Source organism: Thiobacillus denitrificans ATCC 25259, assembly GCF_000012745.1.
GTDB lineage: Bacteria > Pseudomonadota > Gammaproteobacteria > Burkholderiales > Thiobacillaceae > Thiobacillus > Thiobacillus denitrificans_B.
This window is the reverse complement of record NC_007404.1, coordinates 2,387,545-2,410,767: the sequence shown is the minus strand read 5'-3', so window position 1 is coordinate 2,410,767 and position 23,223 is coordinate 2,387,545. Positions and strand designations below refer to the sequence as shown.

24 protein-coding genes are annotated in these 23,223 nt (G+C 68.6%); 19 read left to right on the top strand and 5 right to left on the bottom strand.

Annotated features, from left to right (window positions below; all coding sequences use genetic code 11):
• Window positions 1-21 precede the first annotated feature (21 nt).
• From TBD_RS11725 to TBD_RS11695, 7 genes are read left to right on the top strand one after another with little or no spacing between them, the layout of a single operon-like run.
• Window positions 22-1,014 (top strand): aminoglycoside phosphotransferase family protein, encoded by a 993-nt coding sequence (locus TBD_RS11725; RefSeq protein WP_011312848.1) that lies wholly within the window; start codon window positions 22-24, stop codon window positions 1,012-1,014.
• Between the two features lie 17 nt (window positions 1,015-1,031).
• Entirely contained in the window at window positions 1,032-1,724 is a 693-nt protein-coding gene (gene murU / locus TBD_RS11720) for an N-acetylmuramate alpha-1-phosphate uridylyltransferase MurU (RefSeq protein ID WP_041432747.1), read from the top strand.
• Window positions 1,714-3,015, top strand: coding sequence for an aminopeptidase P N-terminal domain-containing protein (locus TBD_RS11715; protein ID WP_011312846.1), 1,302 nt, complete (start codon window positions 1,714-1,716; stop codon window positions 3,013-3,015). The genes murU and TBD_RS11715 overlap by 11 nt, the downstream gene beginning before the upstream one ends.
• Complete coding sequence (locus TBD_RS11710; protein WP_011312845.1) at window positions 3,012-4,148, top strand: FAD-dependent monooxygenase; 1,137 nt, start codon at window positions 3,012-3,014, stop codon at window positions 4,146-4,148. The genes TBD_RS11715 and TBD_RS11710 overlap by 4 nt, the downstream gene beginning before the upstream one ends.
• Complete coding sequence (locus TBD_RS11705; RefSeq protein ID WP_011312844.1) at window positions 4,145-5,302, top strand: UbiH/UbiF family hydroxylase; 1,158 nt, start codon at window positions 4,145-4,147, stop codon at window positions 5,300-5,302. The genes TBD_RS11710 and TBD_RS11705 overlap by 4 nt, the downstream gene beginning before the upstream one ends.
• Before the next feature lie 28 nt (window positions 5,303-5,330).
• A complete protein-coding gene (locus tag TBD_RS11700) occupies window positions 5,331-6,041 on the top strand; it encodes a DsbC family protein (protein WP_011312843.1) in 711 nt (236 codons plus the stop codon).
• The gene (locus tag TBD_RS11695; RefSeq protein WP_011312842.1) at window positions 6,038-6,643 is read left to right on the top strand and encodes a class I SAM-dependent methyltransferase; all 606 of its coding nucleotides are present in this window, start codon (window positions 6,038-6,040) and stop codon (window positions 6,641-6,643) included. Before TBD_RS11700 ends, TBD_RS11695 begins: the two co-directional genes overlap by 4 nt.
• A gap of 29 nt (window positions 6,644-6,672) precedes the next feature.
• Here TBD_RS11695 and hmpA read toward each other — a convergent pair whose 3' ends face one another.
• Both hmpA and TBD_RS11685 read right to left on the bottom strand, forming a co-directional pair.
• A complete protein-coding gene (gene hmpA / locus TBD_RS11690) occupies window positions 6,673-7,860 on the bottom strand; it encodes an NO-inducible flavohemoprotein (protein ID WP_011312841.1) in 1,188 nt (395 codons plus the stop codon).
• Between the two features lie 199 nt (window positions 7,861-8,059).
• Window positions 8,060-8,911, bottom strand: a complete 852-nt coding sequence (locus TBD_RS11685; RefSeq protein ID WP_011312840.1) for a LysR family transcriptional regulator — start codon at window positions 8,909-8,911, stop codon at window positions 8,060-8,062.
• 108 nt (window positions 8,912-9,019) lie between these two features.
• On the opposite strand from TBD_RS11685, the gene TBD_RS11680 reads away from it, so the two are divergent.
• The 3 genes from TBD_RS11680 (at window position 9,020) to TBD_RS11670 (ending at window position 11,082) form a co-directional block, all read left to right on the top strand.
• A complete protein-coding gene (locus tag TBD_RS11680; RefSeq protein WP_011312839.1) occupies window positions 9,020-9,355 on the top strand; it encodes a TusE/DsrC/DsvC family sulfur relay protein in 336 nt (111 codons plus the stop codon).
• 503 nt (window positions 9,356-9,858) lie between these two features.
• Window positions 9,859-10,206 carry a TusE/DsrC/DsvC family sulfur relay protein gene (locus TBD_RS11675; RefSeq protein WP_011312838.1) on the top strand — a complete coding sequence of 116 codons (348 nt, stop codon included), beginning with the start codon at window positions 9,859-9,861 and terminating at the stop codon, window positions 10,204-10,206.
• Between the two features lie 18 nt (window positions 10,207-10,224).
• A complete protein-coding gene (locus TBD_RS11670; RefSeq protein WP_011312837.1) occupies window positions 10,225-11,082 on the top strand; it encodes an HPP family protein in 858 nt (285 codons plus the stop codon).
• On the opposite strand, the gene TBD_RS11665 is transcribed toward TBD_RS11670, so the two are convergent.
• Complete coding sequence (locus TBD_RS11665; protein ID WP_011312836.1) at window positions 11,033-11,950, bottom strand: ZIP family metal transporter; 918 nt, start codon at window positions 11,948-11,950, stop codon at window positions 11,033-11,035. The two genes, TBD_RS11670 and TBD_RS11665, sit on opposite strands and share 50 nt — an antisense overlap.
• Before the next feature lie 91 nt (window positions 11,951-12,041).
• On the opposite strand from TBD_RS11665, the gene TBD_RS11660 reads away from it, so the two are divergent.
• From TBD_RS11660 to TBD_RS11640, 5 genes are all read left to right on the top strand, one after another.
• Window positions 12,042-12,947 carry a LysR substrate-binding domain-containing protein gene (locus tag TBD_RS11660; protein WP_011312835.1) on the top strand — a complete coding sequence of 302 codons (906 nt, stop codon included), beginning with the start codon at window positions 12,042-12,044 and terminating at the stop codon, window positions 12,945-12,947.
• Window positions 12,948-13,143: 196 nt separating this feature from the next.
• A complete protein-coding gene (locus TBD_RS15160) occupies window positions 13,144-13,284 on the top strand; it encodes a hypothetical protein (protein ID WP_011312834.1) in 141 nt (46 codons plus the stop codon).
• 92 nt (window positions 13,285-13,376) lie between these two features.
• A complete protein-coding gene (locus tag TBD_RS11650) occupies window positions 13,377-14,762 on the top strand; it encodes a TolC family protein (protein WP_011312833.1) in 1,386 nt (461 codons plus the stop codon).
• Window positions 14,759-15,904 (top strand): efflux RND transporter periplasmic adaptor subunit, encoded by a 1,146-nt coding sequence (locus tag TBD_RS11645; RefSeq protein WP_011312832.1) that lies wholly within the window; start codon window positions 14,759-14,761, stop codon window positions 15,902-15,904. Before TBD_RS11650 ends, TBD_RS11645 begins: the two co-directional genes overlap by 4 nt.
• Window positions 15,901-18,972: an efflux RND transporter permease subunit gene (locus TBD_RS11640; protein WP_011312831.1), complete on the top strand. Its 3,072-nt coding sequence runs from the start codon at window positions 15,901-15,903 to the stop codon at window positions 18,970-18,972. The genes TBD_RS11645 and TBD_RS11640 overlap by 4 nt, the downstream gene beginning before the upstream one ends.
• On the opposite strand, the gene TBD_RS11635 is transcribed toward TBD_RS11640, so the two are convergent.
• Window positions 18,973-19,383 (bottom strand): YqaA family protein, encoded by a 411-nt coding sequence (locus TBD_RS11635; RefSeq protein WP_011312830.1) that lies wholly within the window; start codon window positions 19,381-19,383, stop codon window positions 18,973-18,975. It abuts the gene before it with no gap.
• A gap of 185 nt (window positions 19,384-19,568) precedes the next feature.
• On the opposite strand from TBD_RS11635, the gene TBD_RS11630 reads away from it, so the two are divergent.
• From TBD_RS11630 to queD, 4 genes are all read left to right on the top strand, one after another.
• Complete coding sequence (locus TBD_RS11630; RefSeq protein WP_011312829.1) at window positions 19,569-20,042, top strand: rubrerythrin family protein; 474 nt, start codon at window positions 19,569-19,571, stop codon at window positions 20,040-20,042.
• A gap of 38 nt (window positions 20,043-20,080) precedes the next feature.
• Complete coding sequence (locus TBD_RS11625) at window positions 20,081-20,251, top strand: rubredoxin (protein ID WP_011312828.1); 171 nt, start codon at window positions 20,081-20,083, stop codon at window positions 20,249-20,251.
• Window positions 20,252-20,299: 48 nt separating this feature from the next.
• Complete coding sequence (locus tag TBD_RS11620) at window positions 20,300-21,436, top strand: NAD(P)/FAD-dependent oxidoreductase (protein ID WP_011312827.1); 1,137 nt, start codon at window positions 20,300-20,302, stop codon at window positions 21,434-21,436.
• A gap of 75 nt (window positions 21,437-21,511) precedes the next feature.
• Window positions 21,512-21,880 carry a 6-carboxytetrahydropterin synthase QueD gene (queD, locus tag TBD_RS11615; protein WP_011312826.1) on the top strand — a complete coding sequence of 123 codons (369 nt, stop codon included), beginning with the start codon at window positions 21,512-21,514 and terminating at the stop codon, window positions 21,878-21,880.
• A gap of 19 nt (window positions 21,881-21,899) precedes the next feature.
• On the opposite strand, the gene TBD_RS11610 is transcribed toward queD, so the two are convergent.
• Window positions 21,900-23,216 carry a hemolysin family protein gene (locus TBD_RS11610; protein WP_011312825.1) on the bottom strand — a complete coding sequence of 439 codons (1,317 nt, stop codon included), beginning with the start codon at window positions 23,214-23,216 and terminating at the stop codon, window positions 21,900-21,902.
• Window positions 23,217-23,223: the final 7 nt, after the last annotated feature.

Here is a 23,223-nt window from a genome sequence, read left to right as displayed (position 1 = left end):
GTTATTCGGAGCCGACCGGCAGTGGAACGTTTGCAAGCATTGGAGGCCTGGGCCGCGCGTCAGCTGGGCCAGGAAACCGTCGACATCGCCCCGGCGTCGGCCGACGCAAGCTTTCGCCGCTATTTTCGCGTCACTGCCAAAGGCCGCGATTATATCGTGATGGATGCGCCGCCGGCGCACGAGGATTGCGGGCCGTTCATCGCGGTCGCCCGGCTGTTCGGCGACGCCGGCGTCCACGTCCCCGAGGTGCTGGCGCAGGATCTGGATCAGGGCTTTCTGCTGCTGACCGATCTCGGTCATACCACCTATCTGTCGGCCCTGAATGAGAGCACGGCGCGCGAGCTGTATCTGGCGGCGAACGACGCGCTGATCCGTATCCAGTTGGCGAGCCGGCCGGGCGTCCTGCCCGACTACGATCGCGCGCTGCTGACCCGCGAACTTATGCTGTTTCCCGAGTGGTACGTGGCGAAACATCTCGGTGTCGAGCTCAACGCCGCGCAGCGCGCCACGCTCGACACCGTGTTCGAACGCCTGCTCACCAACAACCTGGCGCAGCCGCAGGTCTACGTGCACCGCGACTGGCATTCGCGCAACCTGATGGTCAGCGATCCGAATCCGGGCATTCTCGATTTCCAGGACGCGGTCTTTGGCCCCATCACCTACGACCTCGCGTCGATCTACCGCGACGCCTACATCCAGTGGGACGAGGAGCGGCAGCTCGACTGGGTAATCCGCTACTGGGAGAAGGCGCGCGCCGCGCGTCTGCCGGTCGCCGCGGATTTCGGCGACTTCTGGCGCGATTTCGAATGGATGGGCGCGCAGCGCCACCTCAAGGTGCTCGGCATCTTCGCGCGCCTCTACCACCGCGACGGCAAGGACGGCTATCTCAAGGACATGCCGCTCGTCATGCATTACCTGCGCAGCGTGTGCGGGCGCTACGACGAACTCAAGCCCTTGCTGCTGCTGCTCGACGCGCTGCAGGACAGGCAGCCGCAGGCGGGGTACACGTTTTGAGCGTTGCGCCCTCGGCGATGATCCTTGCGGCGGGTCGCGGCGAACGCATGCGTCCCCTGACCGACCACACGCCCAAGCCGCTTCTGCACGTGGGCGGAAAACCGCTGATCGTCTGGCACATCGAACGGCTGCGCGCCGCCGGCTTCCGCCACGTCGTCATCAACCACGCGCATCTCGGCGAACAGATTGAGGCGGCGCTCGGCGATGGCGCGGCCTTGGGCGTTGCAATCGATTATTCGCGCGAAGCGAGCGCGCTCGAAACGGCGGGCGGCATCGCGACCGCGTTGCCCTTGATCCGTGGCGAGGCCTTTGCCGTCGTCAACGGCGACATCTATACCGACTACGACTTCGGGCGCCTGGCCGAGCCGCTCACCTGGCTCGCCGCAGGCGGCGACCAGGCCCATCTCGTCATGGTCGACAACCCGCCGCAGCACCCCAACGGCGATTTCGTGCTCGAAGACGGCCGGGTGAAAAGCGGCGAGCAGGCCGCCGAGTCATCTCGCCTGACCTTTTCCGGCATCGGCGTCTACCGGCGCGCGCTTTTCGCCGACCTACGCGCGGGCGAGAAGGCGCCGCTCGCGCCGCTGCTGCGGCAGGCGATGGACGCGGCCCGGGTCAGCGGCGAACATTACAGCGGGCGCTGGACCGACGTCGGCACGCCGGCGCGTCTTGCCGCGCTCGACGAGGAACTGAGACGACATGCAGCCTGATTCCGCGATTCATCGCGCGCGTCGCGAACGCGTGCTCGAACAGATGGGCGAGGGCGTGATGGTCATCGCGACCGCGCCCGAGGTCCCGCGCAACCGCGACACGCACTACCCCTACCGGCACGACAGCTACTTCTACTGGCTGACCGGCTTCAACGAGCCCGAAGCGGTCGTCGTGCTGATCGGCGGCAAGCACCCGCGCCACGTCCTCTTCTGCCGCGAGCGCAACGAGGAAAGGGAGATCTGGGACGGCTTCCGCTACGGACCGCAGGCCGCGCGCGAGACATTCGCGTTTGACGAGGCCTACGCTTACGACACGCTGCAGACCGAAGTGCCGCGGCTGCTCGAAAACCAGCCGCTGCTCGCCTACATCATCGGTCGCGACATGGCATGGGACACGCAGGTCATGGGCTGGCTCAACGTCGTGCGCAGCAAGGCGCGCAGCGGCGTGCGCGCGCCCGACCGCCTGGTCGACGCGCGGGTCTGGCTCGACGAGTTCCGGCTCGTCAAGGACGCCCACGAACTCGCGCTGATGCGGCGTGCCGCGGAAATCTCCGACGGCGCACACCGCGCGGCGATGCGCGCGACGCGTCCCGGCCGCCACGAATACGAGATCGAAGCCGAGCTTCTGTGCGCGTTCAGGAGCGGCGGGGCCGAGTCGCCGGCCTACACCTCGATCGTCGCGAGCGGTGCCAACGCCTGCGTGCTGCACTACGTCTTCAACAACCAACCGCTGCGCGAAGGCGACTTGCTGCTGATCGACGCGGCGGCCGAATTCGGCAGCTATGCCGCCGACATCACGCGGACCTTTCCGGTCAGCGGGCGCTACACGGCGGCGCAAAAAGACGTCTATGAACTCGTGCTGGCTGCCCAGCGCGCTGCGATCGACGCCGTGCGCCCGGGCAACCACTGGAACACGCCGCACGAGACGGCGGTGCGCGTACTGACCCAGGGTCTCGTCGACCTCGGCCTGCTCGCGGGCGCGGTCGACGGCCTGATCGAGTCGCAGGCCTATAGTCGTTTTTACATGCACCGCACCGGGCACTGGCTCGGCATGGACGTCCACGACGCCGGCGAATACAAGCTGCATGGCGAATGGCGCTCGCTCCAGCCGGGCATGACGCTCACGGTCGAGCCCGGCCTCTACATCCGTCCGGCGGACGATGTGCCGCAGGCGTTCTGGAACATCGGCATTCGCATCGAGGACGACGTCGCCGTGACCGAATCCGCGTGCGAGGTGCTGACCCATGCACCGAAGACCGTCGCCGAGATCGAGGCGTGGATGCGTCCGTGAACGAGGTCATCGTCGTCGGCGCCGGACCCGTGGGAGCCGTCAGTGCGCTGGCCTTGCAACAGCACGGCGTCGCCGCGCGCGTGCTCGAAGCGCGCGCCGAGGACGCCCGCGCCGATACGCGGACCCTGGCGCTCGCGCACGGCGCGCGTCTGATTCTCGAGCGGCTCGGGGTCTGGGCCCGCGTGCAGGACGTCACGCCGATCACGCGCATCCACATCTCGCAGCGCGGCGCGCTCGGCGTGACCCGGCTCTCCGCCGAGGCGCTCGGCGTCCCGGCCCTCGGTTACGTACTGTCCTACGCGCACCTGACCGAGGTGCTGAAGCAGGCGCTGGCTGAAGCGCCCATCGCCGTCGAGTACGGCGTGCCGGTCGAGCGCATCGAACCGGGCATCGAGGCAGCCTGCGTACAGGCGGCGGACGGTCGCACCTGGTCGGCCCCACTCGTCGCGGTCGCCGACGGCGGACGGGGCACGCAGACGCCCGCGCCGCGCTTCGCGCACGATTACGCGCAGACGGCCGTGGTGTGCGAAGTGCGGACCGAGCTCGCGCACGGCGGGCAGGCCTTCGAGCGCTTCACGCCGGAAGGCCCGGCGGCCTTGCTACCCAAGCGCGACGGCTACGCGCTGGTGTGGACCGCCGCGAGCGCCGAGGCCATGCGTATCGCCGCATTGTCCGACGCGGAATTTCTTGCCGCGCTCCAGCGCCATTTCGGCGGGCGCCAGGGCTTGTTCCTCGCCGCGACGCCGCGCAAGACCTTTCCGCTGCATTGTGTCTACGCCGGGCGCGAAGTCGGCGCGCGCGTCGTGCGCATCGGCAACGCGGCCCAGACGCTGCATCCGGTCGCAGGCCAGGGTTTCAACATCGGCCTGCGCGACGCCTGGGAGCTCGCGCGCCTCTGTGCCGACACCCCGGCGACCGCCCTCGGCGGCGAGGCGATGCTGCACGCCTACGCGCGCGGCCGCCGCTTCGACGTCGTCGCCGGACTCGGCTTCACCGACTTCCTGGTGCGCATGTTTTCGAACGACGTCGCGGTGCTGCGTCACGCCCGCGGGCTCGGCTTGCTGGCGCTCGAGGCGCTGCCGCCGCTGAAGGCCTTCGTCGCGCGGCGCATGATGTTCGGGGCGCGCGGGTGAGCCGCGCCCGCCATCAGGTAGTGGTCGTCGGCGCTGGCCTCGTCGGCGCCGCAACGGCACTCGCGCTCGCGCGACAAGGCCTGCGCGTGGCCTTGATCGAGCGGCGTCCGCCCGACGTTCCCGATGCGACCTGGGACACCCGGATCTACGCCATCAGCCCGGCGAGCCAGCGCTTTCTCGAACGGCTCGGCGCCTGGCAGAAAATGGACGCGGCGCGCATTCAGCCGATTTACCGCATGGAGGTGGCGGGCGACGGCCACGGCGCGGTGCGGCTCGACGCTTACGAAGCCGGCGTCTCGCATCTCGCCTCGATCGTCGAGAGCGGCCGCCTGCAGGACGCGCTGTGGCGCACGATCGAGGCCGACGGTAGCGTCGCCGTGCACTGCCCGGCTGCGATCGACGCGCTCGACCGCGGCGAAGATTCGACCCGCGTGACGCTCGCCGACGGCACCGTTCTCGAAGCCGATCTCGTCGTCGGCGCCGACGGCGCGGCGTCCCGCATCCGTGACTGGGCGGGCCTTGCCGCGGAGGTCACGCCCTATGAGCGAAGCGGGGTCGTTGCCAATTTCGATTGCGAACGACCCCATCACGGCACGGCCTTCCAGTGGTTTTCGGGCAGCGACGTCCTTGCCTGGCTACCGCTGCCCGGGAACCGCGTGTCGATCGTCTGGTCAACGGAGATGGCCTCCGCCGCGGCGCTGCTGGCGCTGCCTGCGTCCGAACTGGCGGAAAAGGTCCGCGCGGCGGGCGGTGACCGGCTCGGCGCCCTGCGTCTGCTGACGCCGCCCGCGGCTTTTCCCTTGCGACTTATCCGCGTCGAATCCCCGATCGCACCCGGCGTCGCGCTGGTCGGCGATGCCGCCCACGGCGTACACCCGCTTGCCGGACAAGGTGTGAACCTCGGCTTCGGTGACGCCGAGGCGCTCGTCGCCGTGCTCGCGCAGCATCGCCGTGCCAGCCCCGGTGATCCCGCGCTGCTGCGCCGCTACGCGCGCGCGCGGGCCGAACCGGTCGCGCGCATACAGGGCGTCACGCACGGGCTGCACCATCTCTTCGCGGCACCGCGCGCCCAGTGGCTGCGCAACGCCGGGATGGACCTCGTCGACCACCTGCCGCCACTCAAGGCGGCGCTGATACGTGAAGCAATGTCCTGATCTTTTTTCGATTTCTTTGGAGCGACGCATGAAATTCACTTCCCTGGCGCTGGCTGCAAGCCTGATGTTCGCCGCAGCCGCCCACGCCGACGAGAAGCTGATCCGCAAGACCCTGGCACAGCAGTTCCCGGGTGCGAAGGTCAGTTCGGTCAAGCCGACGCCTTACAGCGGCCTGTTCGAGGTCTACCTCGACGGCCAGCTCGTCTACGTCGACGCGAAGGCGAAATACGTCTTCGCGGGCGACGTGATCGACCTGAAGAATCGCACGAACCTGACGCAGGCGCGACTCAACCAGTTGCAGGCCGTGAGTTGGGACGTGTTTCCGCTCAACAACGCGCTGAAGACCGTGAAAGGCAACGGCGCGCGCAAGCTGGTGCTGTTCTCTGACGTCGATTGCCCGTATTGCCGCAAGTTCGAGGCTGAACTCACCAAGGTCGACAACATCACCGTCTACACTTTCCTCTACCCGATCGCCGGGCTGCACCCGAAGGCCGTCCAGACGTCGAAGCAGATCTGGTGTGCGCCCGACCGCAACAAGGCCTGGGACGCCTACATCACGCGCGGCACCGTGCCCGACAACGACGGCAAGTGCGCCAACCCGGTCGACGCCACGATCGCCCTCGGCAACCGGTTGAAAGTAAACGGCACGCCAACGCTGTTCTTCGCCAACGGCGTGCGCGTGCCCGGCATGGTGCCCGCCGCGCAACTCGAGCGACTGCTTGCCGCCAACGCGAAGTGAGCACCGAGTTCTGGAACGCGCGCTACGCGACCGACGAATACGTCTTCGGCACCGCGCCAAACGTGTTTCTGGCGAGCCAGAAGGCCTTGGTGCATCCGGGAATGCGGGCGCTGGCGATCGCCGACGGCGAGGGACGCAACGGCGTGTGGCTCGCCGAGCAGGGCGCGGCGGTGCATGCGATCGACGTCTCGCCGTTCGCGCTGGAGAAGGCCCGCAAGCTTGCGGCCGCGCGCGGCGTCGCGCTCGAGACCGAAGAGGCCGATGCGCTGAACTGGCACTGGCCGGAAGCGGCGTATGACCTGGTCGTCGCGATCTTCATTCAGTTCGCGCCGCCGCCCGCGCGGGACCGCGTCATCGACGGCATCCGCCGCACGCTCAAGTCAGGCGGCGTGCTGATCCTGCAGGGCTACACGCCTAAGCAGGGCGAGTTCGGCACCGGGGGCCCGCCGAACGCCGAGAACATGTACACCGCGGCGCTGCTGCGCGAATGGTTCGGCGACTGGGACATCCTGCACCTGCGCGAACACGAATCCTTCATCAGCGAAGGCTCGCATCATCATGGTCAGTCTGCCTTGATCGACCTCGTGGCGCGGAAAGCCTAGAAAAAAAGGGAGCCCGAGGCTCCCTTTTCTCAATGCGGCTGCAGGCGGATGCTCGGGCCGAACACCTCGTAGTGCAGTCGTTCCTCGCGGTAGCCCATCTCGCCGAGCGCGGTATTGAGCGCGGCCATGAAGGGCCTAGGCCCGCAGAAGTAGACGTCGGCGTCGGGCTCGCCGAGCCAGCGCGTGAGCACGTCGCGATCGAGATAGCCTTGATGATCACCGCCCTCGCCGCGCTCGTAGGCGACGCGGTAGGAGAAGCCGTGCGCGCGGGCAAGCTGCCGCAACTCGTCCGCCATCGCATGGTGCGCCTTGTCGCGGCAGCAGTGCACGAAGACGACGTCGGAGAGGTCGGCGCCGCGCTCGGCACGCGCGTGCAGCATGCTGAGCAGCGGTGTGATGCCGACGCCTCCGGCGATGAACGCGAGCCGGCGGTCTTCACGCTCGACCGTGAAGTCGCCGGTCGGCGGCTGTACCCAGACCCGGTCGCCGGGCTCGGCGCCGTGCAGATGGTGGGACACCTTGCCCGCAGGCGCGTCCCCCTCGGCCTTGACCGTGATGCGGTAGGTGCGCTTGCCCGGTGCGTCGGACAGCGAATACTGGCGGATCTCGTCGTACGCGTGGCCGGGCACCTGAACCTTGACGCCGAGGTACTGCCCCGGCTCGAAGTCGGCGATCGCCTGACCGTCCTCGGGAACCAGATAGATCGACTTGATGCCCTGCGCCTCGTCGCGGATCTCGTCGATCACGAAGGCGCGGAAGCCGCGCCAGCCGCCGGGCTTGTCGGCGTTTGCCGCGTAGATGCCCTCTTCGGTCGTGATGAAGATATCGGCGAGTTGCGCGTAGGCCTCGGACCAGGCGCCAAGCACCGGATGGCCGTCTTCCAGCCCGAGGTGGTCGCGGATCGCCTCGAGCAGATATTTGCCGACGATCGGATAGTGTTCGGGGGCGACCTGCAGGCTCGCGTGCTTGTGGGCGATGCGGCTGACCATCGGGCCGAGTTTCTGCAGCGCGTCGATGTGCGTCGCATACATGAAGACGGATTCTGCGAGCGCGCGCGACTGCTCGCCCTGCGCCTGGTTTGCCATGTTGAAGATGTGCTGCAGTTCCGGGTGTTCGGAAAAGAGCTTGGAATAAAACAGATCGGTGATTGCACGGCCCTGCTCGGCGAGGAGCGGTGCGGTGGACTTGATCGTTGCCAGGGTTTCGGCAGATAGCATCGTTTCTCCTTGAGGCGTTTCGGACAAAACATGCATACCGTATGCATGAAATGGACGCGCATAGTAGGTGAATCTAATTTTCGGGGCAAGCAAGATACTGGCGGTGACGCGGGTTTACGGCGCAAAGCGCGCCCCCGGGCGCCGCGTGGCGTGGCGCCGGCCGGTCGTTCGCGCGCGGCGGGGGAAACGGGGGGAGGACTTAGAGGCGCGCCTGCTCGTCGCGTGCGAGCGTGCGCAGCCCGTCGAGCGCGCTCTTCAGCGTGGCGCTGCCCTCACGCGGGAATACCATCCACGCGGTCAGCTTGAACTGCGGACTGTCGGGCACGCGCCATAGCCGACCGTCCTCGATGAGCTGGCGCACCAGCCGCTGCGGGAAATAGCCGCTGCCGCCGTAGGTCAGCAATTGCTGCACGCCGAGCCAGCCGATGTTGGCAACGACGGTCGGCGGCGGCGCGTCGGGGAAGTGGTCGCTGAACTGGGCGTGGAATTCGGGGCCCCAGTCGATGTGGATATAGCCCTCCTCGGGCCAGCCGCGCGCGAGATCGCTCGTGACGAGCATGAGGTTCTCGTCGAACAGCGGCTCGACGACGAGTCCGGGGCGCGAGGTCGGCGTGTACATGACGCCGATATCGGTCGTGCCTTCGATGAGGCCTTGCATGATATCGGCCTCGAAGCCGATCTCCAGCCGCAGCGACACGTCGGGTGCGGCTTCGCGCATCCACGCGACCCAGTGCGGCAGGAAACCTTCCCATAACGCGATCCGCCCTGACAGCGTCAGCACGTCGTGGAAGCCCTGCGGGAGGCCGACGTCGTGCAAGGCCTGTTCGACCGTGCGCACGAGGTGCTTCGCGTGACGCAGAAAGCGCTTGCCCGACGCCGTCAATTCCGCGCCGTTCCGCCCGCGCTGGAAAAGGCGCGCGCCGAGCGTCGTCTCGAGCGTCTGAATGCGCGCGCTGACGGTCGATTGCGTGACGTGGAGGCGGCTCGCCGCGGCGACGAAATTGCCGGTTGCCGCGACGGTCAGAAATGTCCGGGCGAGTTCGGTATCCATCGGTGGATTATCGCTTTTTTCGATATCAAAAACCAAAAATAATCGCTGGATAGATGGGTGCCCGATCCTTAAGCTGTAGGCAACAGCAACGAGGACGAAGGACACAGCATGAACCAGATTTCTGATGCCGCAGTGATGCCCGAGCGCGATGCTGAGGGTTATCTGATCGAGCCGGGTGACTGGAACGAAGACGTCGCCCGCCTGCTCGCCGCCGACGAGAACATCGAACTCAACGACGATCATTGGGACGCGATCAACTTCATGCGCGAGTACTATGAGGAGCATCAGGTCGCGGCCGACGCCCGCTTCGTGATCAAACACCTCGCCGAGCGCCTCGGCAAGGACGCGCAGAAAAAGTTGTTCGAGTTGTTTCCCTACGGCTACGTCAAGCAGGCCTGCAAAATCGCCGGCATGCGCCGGCCCCGGGCCTGGAGCACGGGCTGAACCCGAAGCGTACGCCTCATTCCGTCGGAGTCGCGTAACCCTGACGGTCGGCGCCCCGCCTCAGGGGCAGCCCGAGTCGCGGGCCGGCATTTTCAGGTGGATACCCGGAAACTGCTGACCACCGCGAAACACAAACCAACCGGTCGTCGCTTTGCCCGGCGCGCAGCGCAAGGGCCGGGCCCAGTCCAGCGCAGCGCCCACCGTTACATCGCACCGCAGCGGCTCTTGATGCCGCTCGAGCACGGTCGCTTCCGACCTCGAGGCACCGCCTGAACGGTTACCGAAGCGCGCTGTCCCGCGCGCAAGACTCTGCGGGCGCGTCCCGCAAGTCGCAGGGGCGAAAGCCCCAGAAAGATGTCCTGCAAAGTTGCCGGGGCGAAAGCCAGAAAGATCAAGTAGTCGCCGCCGGGAGCTATCGCGTCTTTCGATATCAGAACCCGGAATTTTTCGTTGGATGGGCACATTAGAGATCTCTAAACTTGCCCCCCTTCTAAGGAGCCGCCGTGAATAGTCGTGCCGACCTGGATGCCTTGCTCCCCGAATGCGACAACGAAGGCTATCTGCTCGACCCGGCTCAGTGGGTGGGGGCGCATGCCCCCTTGCTGGCCGCAAGAGACGGTCTGGTACTCGGCGACGCGCACTGGCAGGTGATCGACTTTATCCGCGACTGGTACGCCCGCAACGAGAGCGTGCCGGAGGCGCGCTGCGTGATCCAGCATCTCGCCGCGGATCGCGGCGACAAGCGGGCGGCCAAGCGTGCGCTGTATGAACTCTTTCCGCTGGGATACGGCCAGCAGGCCTGCCGCATCGCCGGGATGCGCAAGCCTTTGAAACTGATGCTCGATGTGTAAAGCGGAGACCAGGACACGATGAAGAATATCTACACGGTGCCCGAGGTGGTCAGCAAGAAGAAGGCAGGACTGCTGCGGGGCTGGCGCGGGCTGAAGATCGGCTATACCGTCTCGGAACGCGAGCACTGGGTGTCCGCGGCCGGCGGCCTGCTTGGCATGCTGACCCTCTTGTGGGTGAGCCATATCTGGCTGTACGGACAGACGGGTGTGGTGCCGATCGCGTCGATGGGCGCTTCGGCGGTGCTGCTGTTCGCCGCCCCCCATGGCGCGCTATCGCAGCCGTGGTCGGTTTTCGGCGGCCATGTCGTCTCGGCCTTGATCGGCGTGGCCTGCGCCAAATGGCTCGGCGCCGATCCGCTGCTCGCGGCCTCGCTCGCGGTCGCCCTGTCGATCGCCGCCATGTACAGCCTGCGCTGCCTGCATCCGCCCGGCGGCGCGACTGCGATGTACGCTGTCCTCGGCGGCGAGAGCGTGCACGCGCTGGGATATGGCTATGCGTTCGACCCGGTCGCGCTGAACGCGATCATCCTGATCCTGATGGCTGTGGCCTTCAACTATCCGTTCCCCTGGCGGCGGTACCCCGAGGTCTGGTGGCGTCAAAAGACGGCGGAAACCGTGCAGACGCCCTCAACCGAAGAGAAATGCATGATTCCGCACAGCGACCTCGTCTACGCGTTGAGCCAGATCGACACCTTCGTCGACATCAGCGAAGCGGATCTGCAGCGGATCTACGCGCTCGCCCTGGGTCATCAACATCAGCAGGAAGCCGGAACGCCCTCGCAGGCGCAGGCCACCGAGTCCGCGCCGGGCGCGGCGGTGCGCGCGTCTAACCAAGCGCTGTGTCCAGCATCATCATCAACACAAAACCGCCGATGAGGCCGAGCGTCGCGGCCTGCTCGTGCCCCTTGCGATGGGTCTCGGGCACGATCTCGTGCGACACGACCCAGATCATCGCGCCGGCCGCAAAGCCCAGGCCCAAGGGATAAAGCGGCGCGAACCCGCTCGTCAGCGCGACCCCGACGATCGCGCCGAGCGGCTCGGCGAGCCCGGTGAGCGCCGCCGCGAGCGTCGCCCGCCAGGGCAGATAGGCGACCGTGCGCAAGGCCACGGCGACGACCAGTCCCTCGGGGATGTCCTGGATCGCGATCGCCGCGGTCAAGGGCACGCCGACCGCCGGGTCTCCGCCCGAGAAGCCGACCCCGATCGCCATTCCCTCCGGAAAATTATGCAGCGCGATGGCGAAGACCATCAGCCACACCCGGCGCAGATGCACCCACTCTGGCCCGTGGCGGCCTGCTTGCGGGTGTTCGTGCGGCACGACCCGGTCGGCGAGCAGCAGGAATAGGGCGCCGAGGACGAGCCCCGCGGCGACCAGCGTAGCGCCGCCGGCGCGACTCCCGGTCGTCTCGGTACCCGCCGCGACTCCCGGCACGATCAGCGAGAAGCAGGCGGCGGCGATCATGACCCCGGCGCCAAAACCCAGCATGACGTCTTCCCAGCGCGGCGAGATCCGGCGAATGAAGAGCGCGGGCAGCGCACCCACGGCGGTGGCGAGCGCGGCGACGCCTGAGCCGGCCAGGGCCAGGCCCATCGGCGTACCGAGCCCCCCGCGGCCGTGAACCCAGGCGACCCAGACCAGGCCGCCGAGCAGCGCGAGCGCGAGCGCCGTCCCCAGGCGCCGCACGGCGGCAGTGCGACCCGGGTCGGTCAGGAAACGCTGCACGCTGCGGGCCCGGGTGTTCATGGCTTCAATTTAGCCGAGCGCGCCCTGGCACGCGCAGGGGGAACCGGCGGGGAGGGCTAGAATAGGCCGATCGCCTTAACCGACCGTCCGCATGACGCTCCAGGAACTGCGCTATCTCGTCGCCCTCGCCGATCACGGCCATTTCGGGCGGGCCGCCGAAGCCTGCTTCATCACCCAGTCGACGCTGTCGACGCAGATCAAGAAACTCGAGGACTTCCTCGGCGTGACGCTATTCGACCGCAGTCTCAAACGCGTGACGCCGACGCCGATCGGCCGCGAGATCCTGCAGGCCGCGCGCACGATCGTCGACGAGGCCGAGCGCATCCGCACGCTCGCCAAGCACGCGCAGGACCCGATGACGCGGACCGTCCATCTCGGCGTCATCCCGACGCTCGGCCCTTACTACCTGCCGCACGCGCTGACGCTCGTGCACAGAAAGCATCCGGGCCTGCGGCTCTTGCTGCGCGAGGAGATGACGCCGCAGATCCTCGAACATCTGGCCGACGGGAAACTCGACGCCGGCCTGCTCGCGCTTCCAGTCACCGACGAGGGGCTGCGCGTCGAGCCGCTGTTCCACGAGCCCTTCTACGCGGCCCTGCCGGCCGACCACGCGCTCGCCGCGCGCGAGGCCTTGAGCGTGGCCGACATCATGGCCGAGAAACTGCTGCTGCTCGACGAGGGCCACTGCCTGCGCGAGCAGGCGCTCGACGTCTGCGGCGCGCGCAGCAGCGGGCGCGAGGAGGTCCGCGCGACCAGTCTCGAGACGCTGCGCCAGATGGTCGGCATGGGTCTGGGGCTGACCCTGTTGCCTGCGCTCGCCGTCGACGCCGCGCCGCGCCAGACGAGAAAACTGGTCGAGATCCGGCCGTTCCGATCGCCCCCGCCCGGGCGCACGATCGGCCTTGTCTGGCGCCGTCGCGCGCCGTTTCCCGAGACCTTCGAGCGCCTCGCCGCAACGCTCAAAGCCAGCTTGCCGGCCGGCGTGGAGGCGGTCTGACGACGTCCGATCTGAACGACCCGCGTATTTTTCGCCGCCGAGCGCACGCTCGGGGCGTGGAAACCGCACCGGCCTCACGCTGATGGTGTTCGGCTTCGTGCTCGACCGGTTCGGGCTGTTCCTGCACGAGCCAGGCCGGACGCCGAGCGCTGCGGGGCGCGACACCTCTTTCTGAATCGGCATCGCCTTTTCGATCGTGCAGTTCCGCCGTGTCCTGAAGACCCTGAAACCGGTCGAAATTCCCCAGCGCTATTGCACCTCGGGCGGGGTCGCGACGAGCCTCGCGGTCGTCGTGCTGGGCATTGCCCTGCCCGGCTATCTCTTTTCCGAGCTGTAGGCGGCCATGCCCGTTGCGGCCCTGCCGAGGCGGCCGTGAGCGGGCACCCGGGGCGGTGGGGCGCCTGTGAAGTCGTTTAGAATTCAAACACCTTGAAGTCCTCCCTGTTCATTCTCTGGACGGCTGCGAGCGCCGGCATCGTCCACGCCGCCGCGCTCGAACCGCCTGCGCGGCCGGGTAGCTTCTGGCTGCCACCGCACGCCGTGGCCGAGCCGGCGCCGGCCATCGCGGCGCCGGTCCGTTTCGACAGCCTCGCGGCCTTGACCGATCACGCCTTGCGCGAGCGCGCCGAATCGCGCGCGGCGTGGCTCGCGGCGCAGGCCGAGGCGGCTCGCCTCGACGCAGCGACAGCCGAACTGTGGCCCAGCGTGACGGGGCAATTCAACTTCACGCGCAGCCGTGGCCTGTCGAGTTCGGGCGCGCCGGTCGCCACCCTGCATCGTTACGGGCCGAGTCTGAGCCTGAGCTACGTGCTGTTCGACTTCGGGGCGCGCGCGGCAGGCGTCGACGCCCAGCGCTACCGGTTGATCGCGAGTCTGCTATCGGCCAACCGCGCGCTCCAGGACGTGATTGCCGCGGTCGAGGCCGCGTATTACGGCGTGCAGGCGGCGGCAGCCCTGGTCGACGCCCAGGCGCAGCAGGAAGCCGCCCTGCGCACGAGTCTCGAGGCCGTCGAGGTCAGACTCCAGGCCGGACTCGCGGCGCGCGCCGATCGGCTGCGCGCCGAGGCGGCGCTGGTCGAGGCGCAACTCGCGCGCGAGGCCGCGGAACGCGACCAGGCAAACGCCATGGCGACGCTGAAGCAGGCCGCGGGAATCGCGCAGACCCAGCCGCTGACGCTGGCCTGGGACGTCGCGCCGCCAGCCTTGCCGGAGGTCGACGCACTGCTTGCCGACCTGCTCGCCGAGGCCGAGCGGCAGCGCCCCGATCTGCATGCGCTGCAGGCGACCGCGGCCAGCGCGCGGGCAGTGGCCGAGCGCGCCCGCGCCGCGCGCTGGCCGAGCGTGTCGCTCGCGGCGAACAGCGGCCGTACGTTTTTTCTCGAGGACGAACGGGTGCCATCGACGACGTATAGCGTCGGCCTCAGCGTCGCGCTTCCCCTATTCGACGGCGGCCGGCTCGCCGCCGAAGCGCGCGCGGCGGCGCGCGAGGCCGAGCGTCTGCAGGCCGAGGCCGAGGTGCAGCGCAGCCAGGTCGCGCTCGCGATCACGCGCGCCTACCACGACGTGCGTCACGCCCAGTCGCGCCGCGCCGGCGTCGCGGTGCAGTTCGAGAGCGCTGCCGAGTCGGCACGCGCAGCCGAGGCGCGCTACCGCGCCGGGGTGGGCAGCCTGCTTGAATGGCTGACCGCACAGGCCGACCTCGCACGCGCCCGCCAGGTGCGCGCCCAGTCCGACAGCGACTGGCTCGCCGCGTTTTCGGCCCTCAATCACGCGCTCGGACGTTTGCCGGGCGCCTCACCGGGAACGCCGCCATGAAACTGCGCATTCTTGTGTCGATCGTCGTGCTGGCGCTGCTCGCTGCGGTCGTTTATCGCGTCCAGCAGCAAGGCGCGGGCGAGCGCCGCGGCAGCGGCGACCGCGCGCTCGCCGTGCGCGCGGTCCCGGTCGAAGAGCGCGATTTCCCGCGTGTCCTCGATCTTCCCGGCACGCTCGAAGCCGCGCAACAGGTCGCGATCGTCGCTCAGGTCGGCGGCACCGTGCTGCGGCAACACGTCGAGGAGGGCGACGCGGTCGCCGCGGGCAAGATCCTCTTTACGCTCGACGCACGCCCGGCGCGCGCGCGCATCGCGCAGAGCCAGGCCACCCTCGCCGGTGCGCTCGCCGAGGCCGAGGAGGCCGAACGCCAGCTCCGTCGCCTCGACCCGCTGATGGCCTCCGGCTACATCAGCCGCCAGGAATACGAGACCGCACGCGTCGCGCTCGAGGCGGCACGGGCGCGCGCGGGCGCGGCCCGCGGCGAGCTCGAGGCCGCCCGGCTCGACGTCGCATACGCCGCGATACGCGCACCGATCGCCGGCCGCGTCGGACGGATATCCGTGCGGCCGGGCAGCCTCGTGCAGGCGGGCGGCGAACCGTTGACGACGCTAATCGCGCCCGGGACGCTCGACGTGCGGGCGAGCGTCGCCCAGCAGGACTGGCCCGAACTCGCGGCCGCCCGGGAGCAGGGGCGCGTCACCGCCGAAGTCTTCCTCGACACCCATCCGGGCGCGCGCGCCCGTGGCGAGCTCGTCTTCGTCGACACGCAGATCGACGCGCCGACCGGCGCCGTGCCGATCAAGGTCAGGCTCGCCGACCCGCCGCTCGGCCTGCTGTCGGGCCAGAGCGTGCGCGTGCGCCTGCTTCTCGGCAGCGATCCCGGTGCCCGGGTCGTTCCCGAGGCCGCGCTGCAGCACGGGCAGGCGGGCAGCTACGTCTACGTCGTGCGCGGGGGCAAGGCCGTCGTCCAGCCGGTGACCTCGGTGCGCAGCCTCGACGGCGAACACATGGTCGAGGGCGAGCTGCGTGCCGGCGAATCCGTGCTCACCGAAATCCCCCAGCGGCTCAAGGCCGGCGACGCGGTCAGGCTCGAGCCCGCGGCGGGCGCCGGTGCCCGGACCGGAACGGCGCGTCCGCGGTGAACCTGTCGCGGCGCTTCATCGAGCGGCCGGTCGCCACGCTCATGCTGGCGCTGGCGATGGCCTTGTTCGGCGCGCTCGCCTACACCCAGCTGCCGATTAACGACCTGCCGCAGGTCGATTTCCCGACCTTGCGCGTGAGCGCCGCGTTGCCCGGCGCGAACCCCGAGACGATGGCCAACACGGTCGCGACGCCGCTCGAACGGCAGCTCGCGACCGTCGCCGGGATCGAGTCGATGAGTTCGCAGTCGAGTCAGGGATCGACCAGCATCACGCTGCAGTTCGAGCTCGGTCGCGACATCGACGCCGCGGCGCAGGACGTGCAGACCGCCGTGGCGCAGGCGGCGCGCAATCTGCCCCAGGGCATGGACCCGCCACAGCTGCGGAAGATCAACCCGGCCGATTCACCGATCCTCTATCTCGCGCTCTCGTCCGAGCGCCTGCCGCTGACCGAGCTCGACGCGCTCGCCGATTCGCGCGTCGCGCAGCGCCTGTCGAGCCTCTCCGGGGTTGCCCAGGTGCTCGTGTTCGGCTCGCAGAAATACGCATTGCGGATCTACCTCGACCCGGCGAAGCTGCAGGCGCGCGGCCTCACCTTCGCCGACGTCATCGAGAAGGTACAGGCCGCCAACGCCAACCTGCCGGCCGGAACGCTAGACGGCGCGTCGCGCGCCTATACCGTGAAAGCGCCAGTCGCGCTCGCCGATGCGCGCGACTTCGGCGAAATCATCGTCGCCTACCGCGACGGCACCGCGCTCAGGGTGAAGGATCTCGGACGCGCCGAGGACAGCGTCGAGGACGACAAGCGCCGCACCTGGTACAACGGCACGCGCGCGATCGTCCTCGCCATCCAGCGCCAGCCCGGCGCGAACACGGTCGAGGTCGTCGAGCGCATCCGCGCGATGCTGCCGCAGATCGAGGCCGAGCTGCCCGACGGCGTGCGCCTGCAGGTGCATTCCGACCGTTCGCGCTTCGTCAAGGATTCGCTGCACGAAGTGAATTTCACGCTCTTGCTCGCGCTCGTGCTGGTGATCCTCGTCATCTTCGCCTTCCTGCACAACCTGCGCGCGACGCTGATCGCCGCGCTGGTGCTGCCGAGCTCGCTGCTCGGCACCTTCGCCTTCATGCATCTGCTTGGCTACAGCCTCAACAACCTCTCGCTGATGGCGATCACGCTCGCCATCGGTTTCGTCGTCGACGACGCCGTCGTCGTGATCGAGAACATCACGCGCCACCTCGACATGGGCAAGCCGCGCATGCAGGCCGCGCTCGATGGCGCCCAGGAGATCGGCTTCACGGTGCTGTCGATGACGATTTCGCTCGCCGCGGTCTTCCTGCCCATCCTGTTCATGGGCGGCATGGTCGGCCGGCTGTTCCAGGAATTCGCCGTCAGCATCGGCGTCGCCGTGCTGCTCTCGGGCGTCGTCGCGCTGACGCTGACGCCGATGCTGTGCGCGCGCGCGCTCGTTCGCGAATCGCCGACGAACCGGCTCTCGCGCGCGTTCGACGCCGGATTCACGCGCTTCCAGCGCTTTTACGGCGACAGTCTGCGCGCGTCGATGCGCCATCGCGGCGCCATGCTTCTGTTGTCGCTCGTCCTGCTCGTCGCGATGCTGTGGCTCGCCGGCCAGGTGAAGCAGGGATTCATTCCGCGCGTCGACTCGGGAATGATTTTCGCGAGCGTGCAGTATCCGGAAGGCATCCCTTTCGACGAGCTGTCCCGCCGCCAGCAGCAACTCGCGGCACGCGTGCAGCGGCACCCGGCCGTCGAGGGCCTGATGTCGTCGGCCGGGCAGGGCGGCGGCGGGGTCAGCGGCGGCAACGTCGGCCGCCTCGTGATCCGCCTCGCGCCGCGCGGGGACCGGCCGGGCGCCGACGAGGTCATCGACCAGCTGCGCGCAGAGACGCGCGGTCTCGCCGGCGTCAACGTGAGCTTCCAGAATCCGGCGTCGATCAACGTCGGCGCGCTCGCGTCGAGCAGCGATTACCAGCTGACGCTGACCTCGGGCGACTTCGAGGCGCTCAAGGCCGCCGCCAGCGAGGTCGAGACACGGCTCGCCAGCGTCGCGCAGATCGACGAGGTCACGAGCAACCTCGAGTTGCGCAACCCCGAGCTGCGCGTGAACCTCGACCCGGTCGCGGCGGCGCGCCTCGGCGTGACCACGCAACAGGTCCAGCAGGCGCTCTACGACGCCTTCGGCGGGCGCCGCATCAGCGAAATCTACGGCGCCAGCGACCAATACGTCGTGAGCGTCAAGGCGCTTCCCGAGGCGCAACAGAATCCAGCCGTCATCGGCGAGTTGCCGCTGAAGACCGCGTCGGGCACGCTGATCCGGCTCGACGCCGTCGCGACCGTCGAGGCCGGGGTCGGGCCGGTGGCGGTGCATCACTACGGCCAGCAGCCCGCCGTCACGCTGTCGTTCGACCTCGCACCGGGCGTCTCGCTCGACGCCGCCCTGGCCGCGGCGCATACGGCCGCCGCCGAAGTTGTCCCGGCCGACGTCGCGCTGGCGTTCACCGGGGCGGCGGAAAAATTCCAGGAATCGACCGTGCAACTGCCGCTGCTGCTGCTGTTCACGGTCGTCGTCATCTACATGGTGCTCGCGGTGCTGTACGAACACCTCGGCCATCCGCTCACGATCCTGACCGCCTTGCCGCTCGCCGGCTTCGGCGCGCTGCTCGTGCTGCTGCTCGCCGAGCAGGAACTCAACATCTTCAGCTTCGTCGGCATCATCCTGCTCGTCGGCCTGGTCAAGAAGAACGGCATCATGATGATCGACTTCGCACTGGCCCGGCAGCGCGCCGGCATGAGCGCCGAGGACGCGATCGTCGAGGCGAGCCTCGTGCGCCTGCGGCCGATCATGATGACGACCTTCGCCGCGATCCTCGCCACGCTGCCGATCGCGATCGGCTTCGGCGCGGGCGGCGAGGCGCGCCGCCCGCTCGGCATCGCCGTCGTCGGCGGGCTCGCGTTCTCGCAGTTCCTCACGCTCTACATCACGCCGACCTTCTACGTCAGCATGGCCAGCGCCGGCGCCGCGCTGACGCGCTGGCGCGCGCGCCACGCCTGATCACACCACCGTCCAGGCGAGCGCGGCGTAGCGCGCGAGCTTGCCGAGCGTCACCAGCACGACAAAGCTCGCGAGGCCGACGCGCAACGCGCCGGCGAGAAGACAGAGCGCGTCGCCGACGACCGGCAGCCAGGCCAGCAGCAGCACCGGGCGCCCGAAGCGCCCGAACCAACGTTCGGCGCGCGCCATGCGCCGCTCGGCTGCGGCAGCGGGGCGGACCAGTGCGGCGCGCCCGAAACGCCCCATCGCATAGGTCACGACACTGCCGAGCACGTTGCCCGCCGTCGCAGTTGCGACGCTCGCGAGCGGGTCCGCGCCGCCGTGCAGGCGATAGAGCAGCAAGGCTTCCGAGCCGCCCGGAAAGAGCGTCGACGACAACAGGGCCGAGCCGAACAAGGTCCAGTCGATCATCGCCGAGGCGCGTCGGCCCTGCGATCGGCCGACCGCCAGACCCGGCAGGACCTGCAGGCCGAGAACGGCCGATTGAAAACATCAATCATTGATATCAATACTATCCGTTGGATCGATTATTCGCTCATCTCTATCATCGCTTCTGTCTTGATTGACATCGTGAATAACTCGACAAGGAGCCGATCATGCAGCAAAACACGTCACCCACCATCCAGAACCTCGAAGCCGCGTTCGCAGGCGAGTCGATGGCCCACATCAAATACCTCTGGTTCGCCCGCCACTGTCGGCAGGCCGGCGACGAGGCAAGCGCCAAGGTGTTCGAGGACACCGCGGCGCAGGAACTTCTGCACGCCTTCGGCCACGCCGAACTGCTCTTCAGCGGCGAGTCGATGACGCCGGCGCGCTGCCTCGAATATGCGATCGAGGGCGAGACCTACGAGTACACCGAGATGTACCCGAAGTTCCGTCACGCGGCAATGATCGAGGGCAACAGCGCCGCGGTCGCCGAGATGGACGAGCAGATCGCCGAATCGAAGGAGCACGCGGAACGCTTCAAGGGCGTGCTCGAGAAGGCGGCAAAGCGCTTCGCCGCGCTGGCCAAGGTGGAAGAGAAGCACGCCCGCCACTATCAGGCGCAGAAAGACGCGATTACGGCCTGACCGCGAAACCCGAACAGACTCAATCGAAAGGAAGACTCATGAAAACCTGGCAATGCATCGTTTGCGGCTACATCTACGACGAAACCCAAGGCGACCCCGAGCACGGCATCGCGCCGGGCACCCGCTGGGAGGACGTGCCCGAAGGCTGGGAATGTCCCGACTGCGGCGTCGCGAAGGCCGACTTCGAGATGGTCGAAGTCGTCGCCTGACCGCCACGGGGGCCGCGGCCCCCGGTTTTAACAACCAAGGAGCGTCCCATGCAACCGATACTGATCGTCGGCTCCGGCCTCGCCGGCTACACCCTGCTCAAGGAAATCCGCAAGCGCGACAGCACGACGCCGGTCACGCTCGTGACGGCGGACGACGGCGTCTTCTATTCGAAGCCCAATCTGTCGAACGCGCTCGCCGCGGGCAAGTCGGCGGCCGCGCTGGCCGGGGCATCACCCGAGAAGATGGCAGCCGATTTCGGTGCGACGGTGAAGCCGCGGACGCGCGTTCTCGCGATCGACACGACCCGCCGGCGCGTGCAGACCGACCAGGGCGAACTCGGCTACGGCAAGCTCGTGCTCGCGCTCGGTGCCGACCCGATCCCGCACGGGCTGTCCGGCAGCGCGGCGGGTGACGTTCTGGCCGTGAACGATCTCGCCGACTACGCGGCCTTCCGTCGCGCGATCGAGGGCAAGAGGCGCGTCGCCGTGCTCGGCGGCGGCCTCATCGGCTGCGAATTCGCCAACGACCTCGCGCAGGCCGGTTTCGCGGTCGACGTCGTGCATCTCGGTGCCTGGCCGCTCGAACGCCTGATCCCGCCCGAAGCGGGGGAGCGCCTGGCCGACAGCCTCGCCGCGCTCGGCGTGACCTGGCATTTCGGGCGCAGCGCGAAAAGCGTCGAGCCGGATGCCGGCGGCTACCGCCTCGTGCTCGACGACGGCAGCGCCGTTGTCGCCGAGGTCGTGCTCTCCGCGATCGGCCTGCGGCCGCGCGTGCAACTCGCACAGGCGGCCGGGATGCAGGTGGGGCGCGGAATCCGGGCCGACCGCCTGCTCGAGACGAGCGCCGCAGACGTCTATGCGCTCGGCGACTGCGCCGAAGTCGACGGCGCCAATCTGCCATTCGTGCAGCCGCTGCTCGTGCAGGCGCGCGCACTCGCGGCGACCCTGACCGGCACGCCGACCGCTGTCGCGTATCCCGCGATGCCGGTGATGGTGAAGACGCCGGCACAACCGGTCGCGGTGCTGCCGCCCAAGGCCGGTGTTGCCGGCGGCTGGCAGGTCGACTGCGGCGAGGGCGGGGTCTGCGCGCTCCACCTCGGCAAGGCCGGCGAGATGCAGGGTTTCGTCCTGACCGGAAGCGAAACCGGCCGGCGAACGGCCCTGCTCAAGCAACTGGCAGCCTAGACGCCCGCGGCCGGCGGCGCACCCCCCGGCCGCGGCACGCATGGTCAGGCCGCGGCGCATCGGCGAGAATGCGTCATGGACATCTTCCGCATCTTTCACCTGCAATGCGCGCGGCGCCTGCCCGCGCTGCCCGCCAGCCACCGCTGCTCGCGCGTGCACGGGCATTCGTTCGAGGTCGAGCTGACGGTCAGCGGCGAGGTCGACGCGCGTCTTGGCTGGGTCTGCGATTTCGCCGAGATCGAGGCAGCGTGGCGGCCGATCCACGAGGCGCTCGACCACCGCTACCTCAACGACGTCGACAGACTCGACAATCCGACCAGCGAGCGGCTTGCCATCTGGCTGTGGGCGCAGTTGAAGCCGTCCTTGCCCGGCCTGTCACAGATCCGGGTCATGGAGACCCACGACTCGGGCTGCATCTACCGCGGCGAGCCGACCGCTTCCTAGCGCGGCGGCGGTCCTTGCCTCAACGTGCGTCGGGGGCCGCAGTGCCGGCCGGCGCATCTGGCAGACGCGTCGCCAGCACCTTGTCGATGCGCTTGCCGTCGAGGTCGATCAGTTCGAGCCGCCAGTCTTCCCAGTCCACGACGTCGCCGGTCTGCGGCAGGTGTCCCGACAGCCACATGACCATGCCGCTCAGGGTGTGGTAGCGGCCACGGCTTTCATCGGGCACGCTTTTCAGATCGAGGCGGTCCTTCAGCTCGGGGATCGGGATCAGCCCGTCGAGCAGCCACGAGCCGTCGGCCCGCTGCACCGCCCACGCCTCGTCGAGGTTGCGCGGCGTGAATTCGCCGGTCACCGCCTCGAGCACGTCCTGCAGCGTGACGAGGCCGTTGATTTCGCCGTATTCGTCGATCACGAGCACCATGTGCGCGTCGGAGGCGCGGAACTGCTCGAGCAGGTCCATGCCGGTCAGGCTCTCGGGCACGTAGACGGCCGGGCTCAGCTGCCCGCCGAGATCGGGCCGGCCCCGCTGCAGCGTCTGCTGGAGCAGTTGCCGGGCGGTGACGACGCCGAGCACCTCGTCGAGGCCGCCGCGGCAGACCGGAAAGCGCGAGTGCTCGGAGTCGGCGACACGTCGCAGGTTTTCCTCGAGCGGCAGCGTGACGTCGAGGTAGACGATGTCGGCACGCGGCACCATGAGCGAATGGATATGGCGCTCGTCGAGGCGGAAGACGTTGCGCACCATCTCGCGCTCCTGCCGCTCGATCGCGCCCGATTCCGAGCCCTCGTCGAGCAGCGCGTGGATTTCCTCCTCGATGACGTCGCTCTGGCTCGCGGCCTGCTTGCCGAGCAGGCGCAGGATCGTATCGGTCGACACCGAGAGCAGCCGCACGAAGGGCTGCGCCAGCAGGGCCAGCGCCTGCATCGGCCGCGCGACGCGGCGGGCGACGCTCTCGGGGTTGAACTGCGCAATGCGCTTGGGCACCAGTTCGCCGATGACGATCGAGACATAGGTGACGACGAGGACGACGAGCGCGGTCGCGGCGACCCCACCGACCTCGGCCTCGACGCCGAGGGAATGCAGCCACCGCGCCAAGGGCTCCGCGAGCACCGCCTGGCCGATCATGCCGTTGAGGATGCCGATCGAGGTGATGCCGACCTGCACGGTGGACAGGAAGCGCGTCGGGTCGTCGTGCAGGCGCAGGGCGACCGCGGCCGCAGCGCTGCCGTCCTCGGCGAGTCGAACGAGGCGCCCGCGGCGCGCGGTGATCAGCGCGATCTCGGACATGGCCAAGGCGCCGTTCAGCAGAATCAGGCCGGTCAACAGCAGGATTTCCATGGTCGGG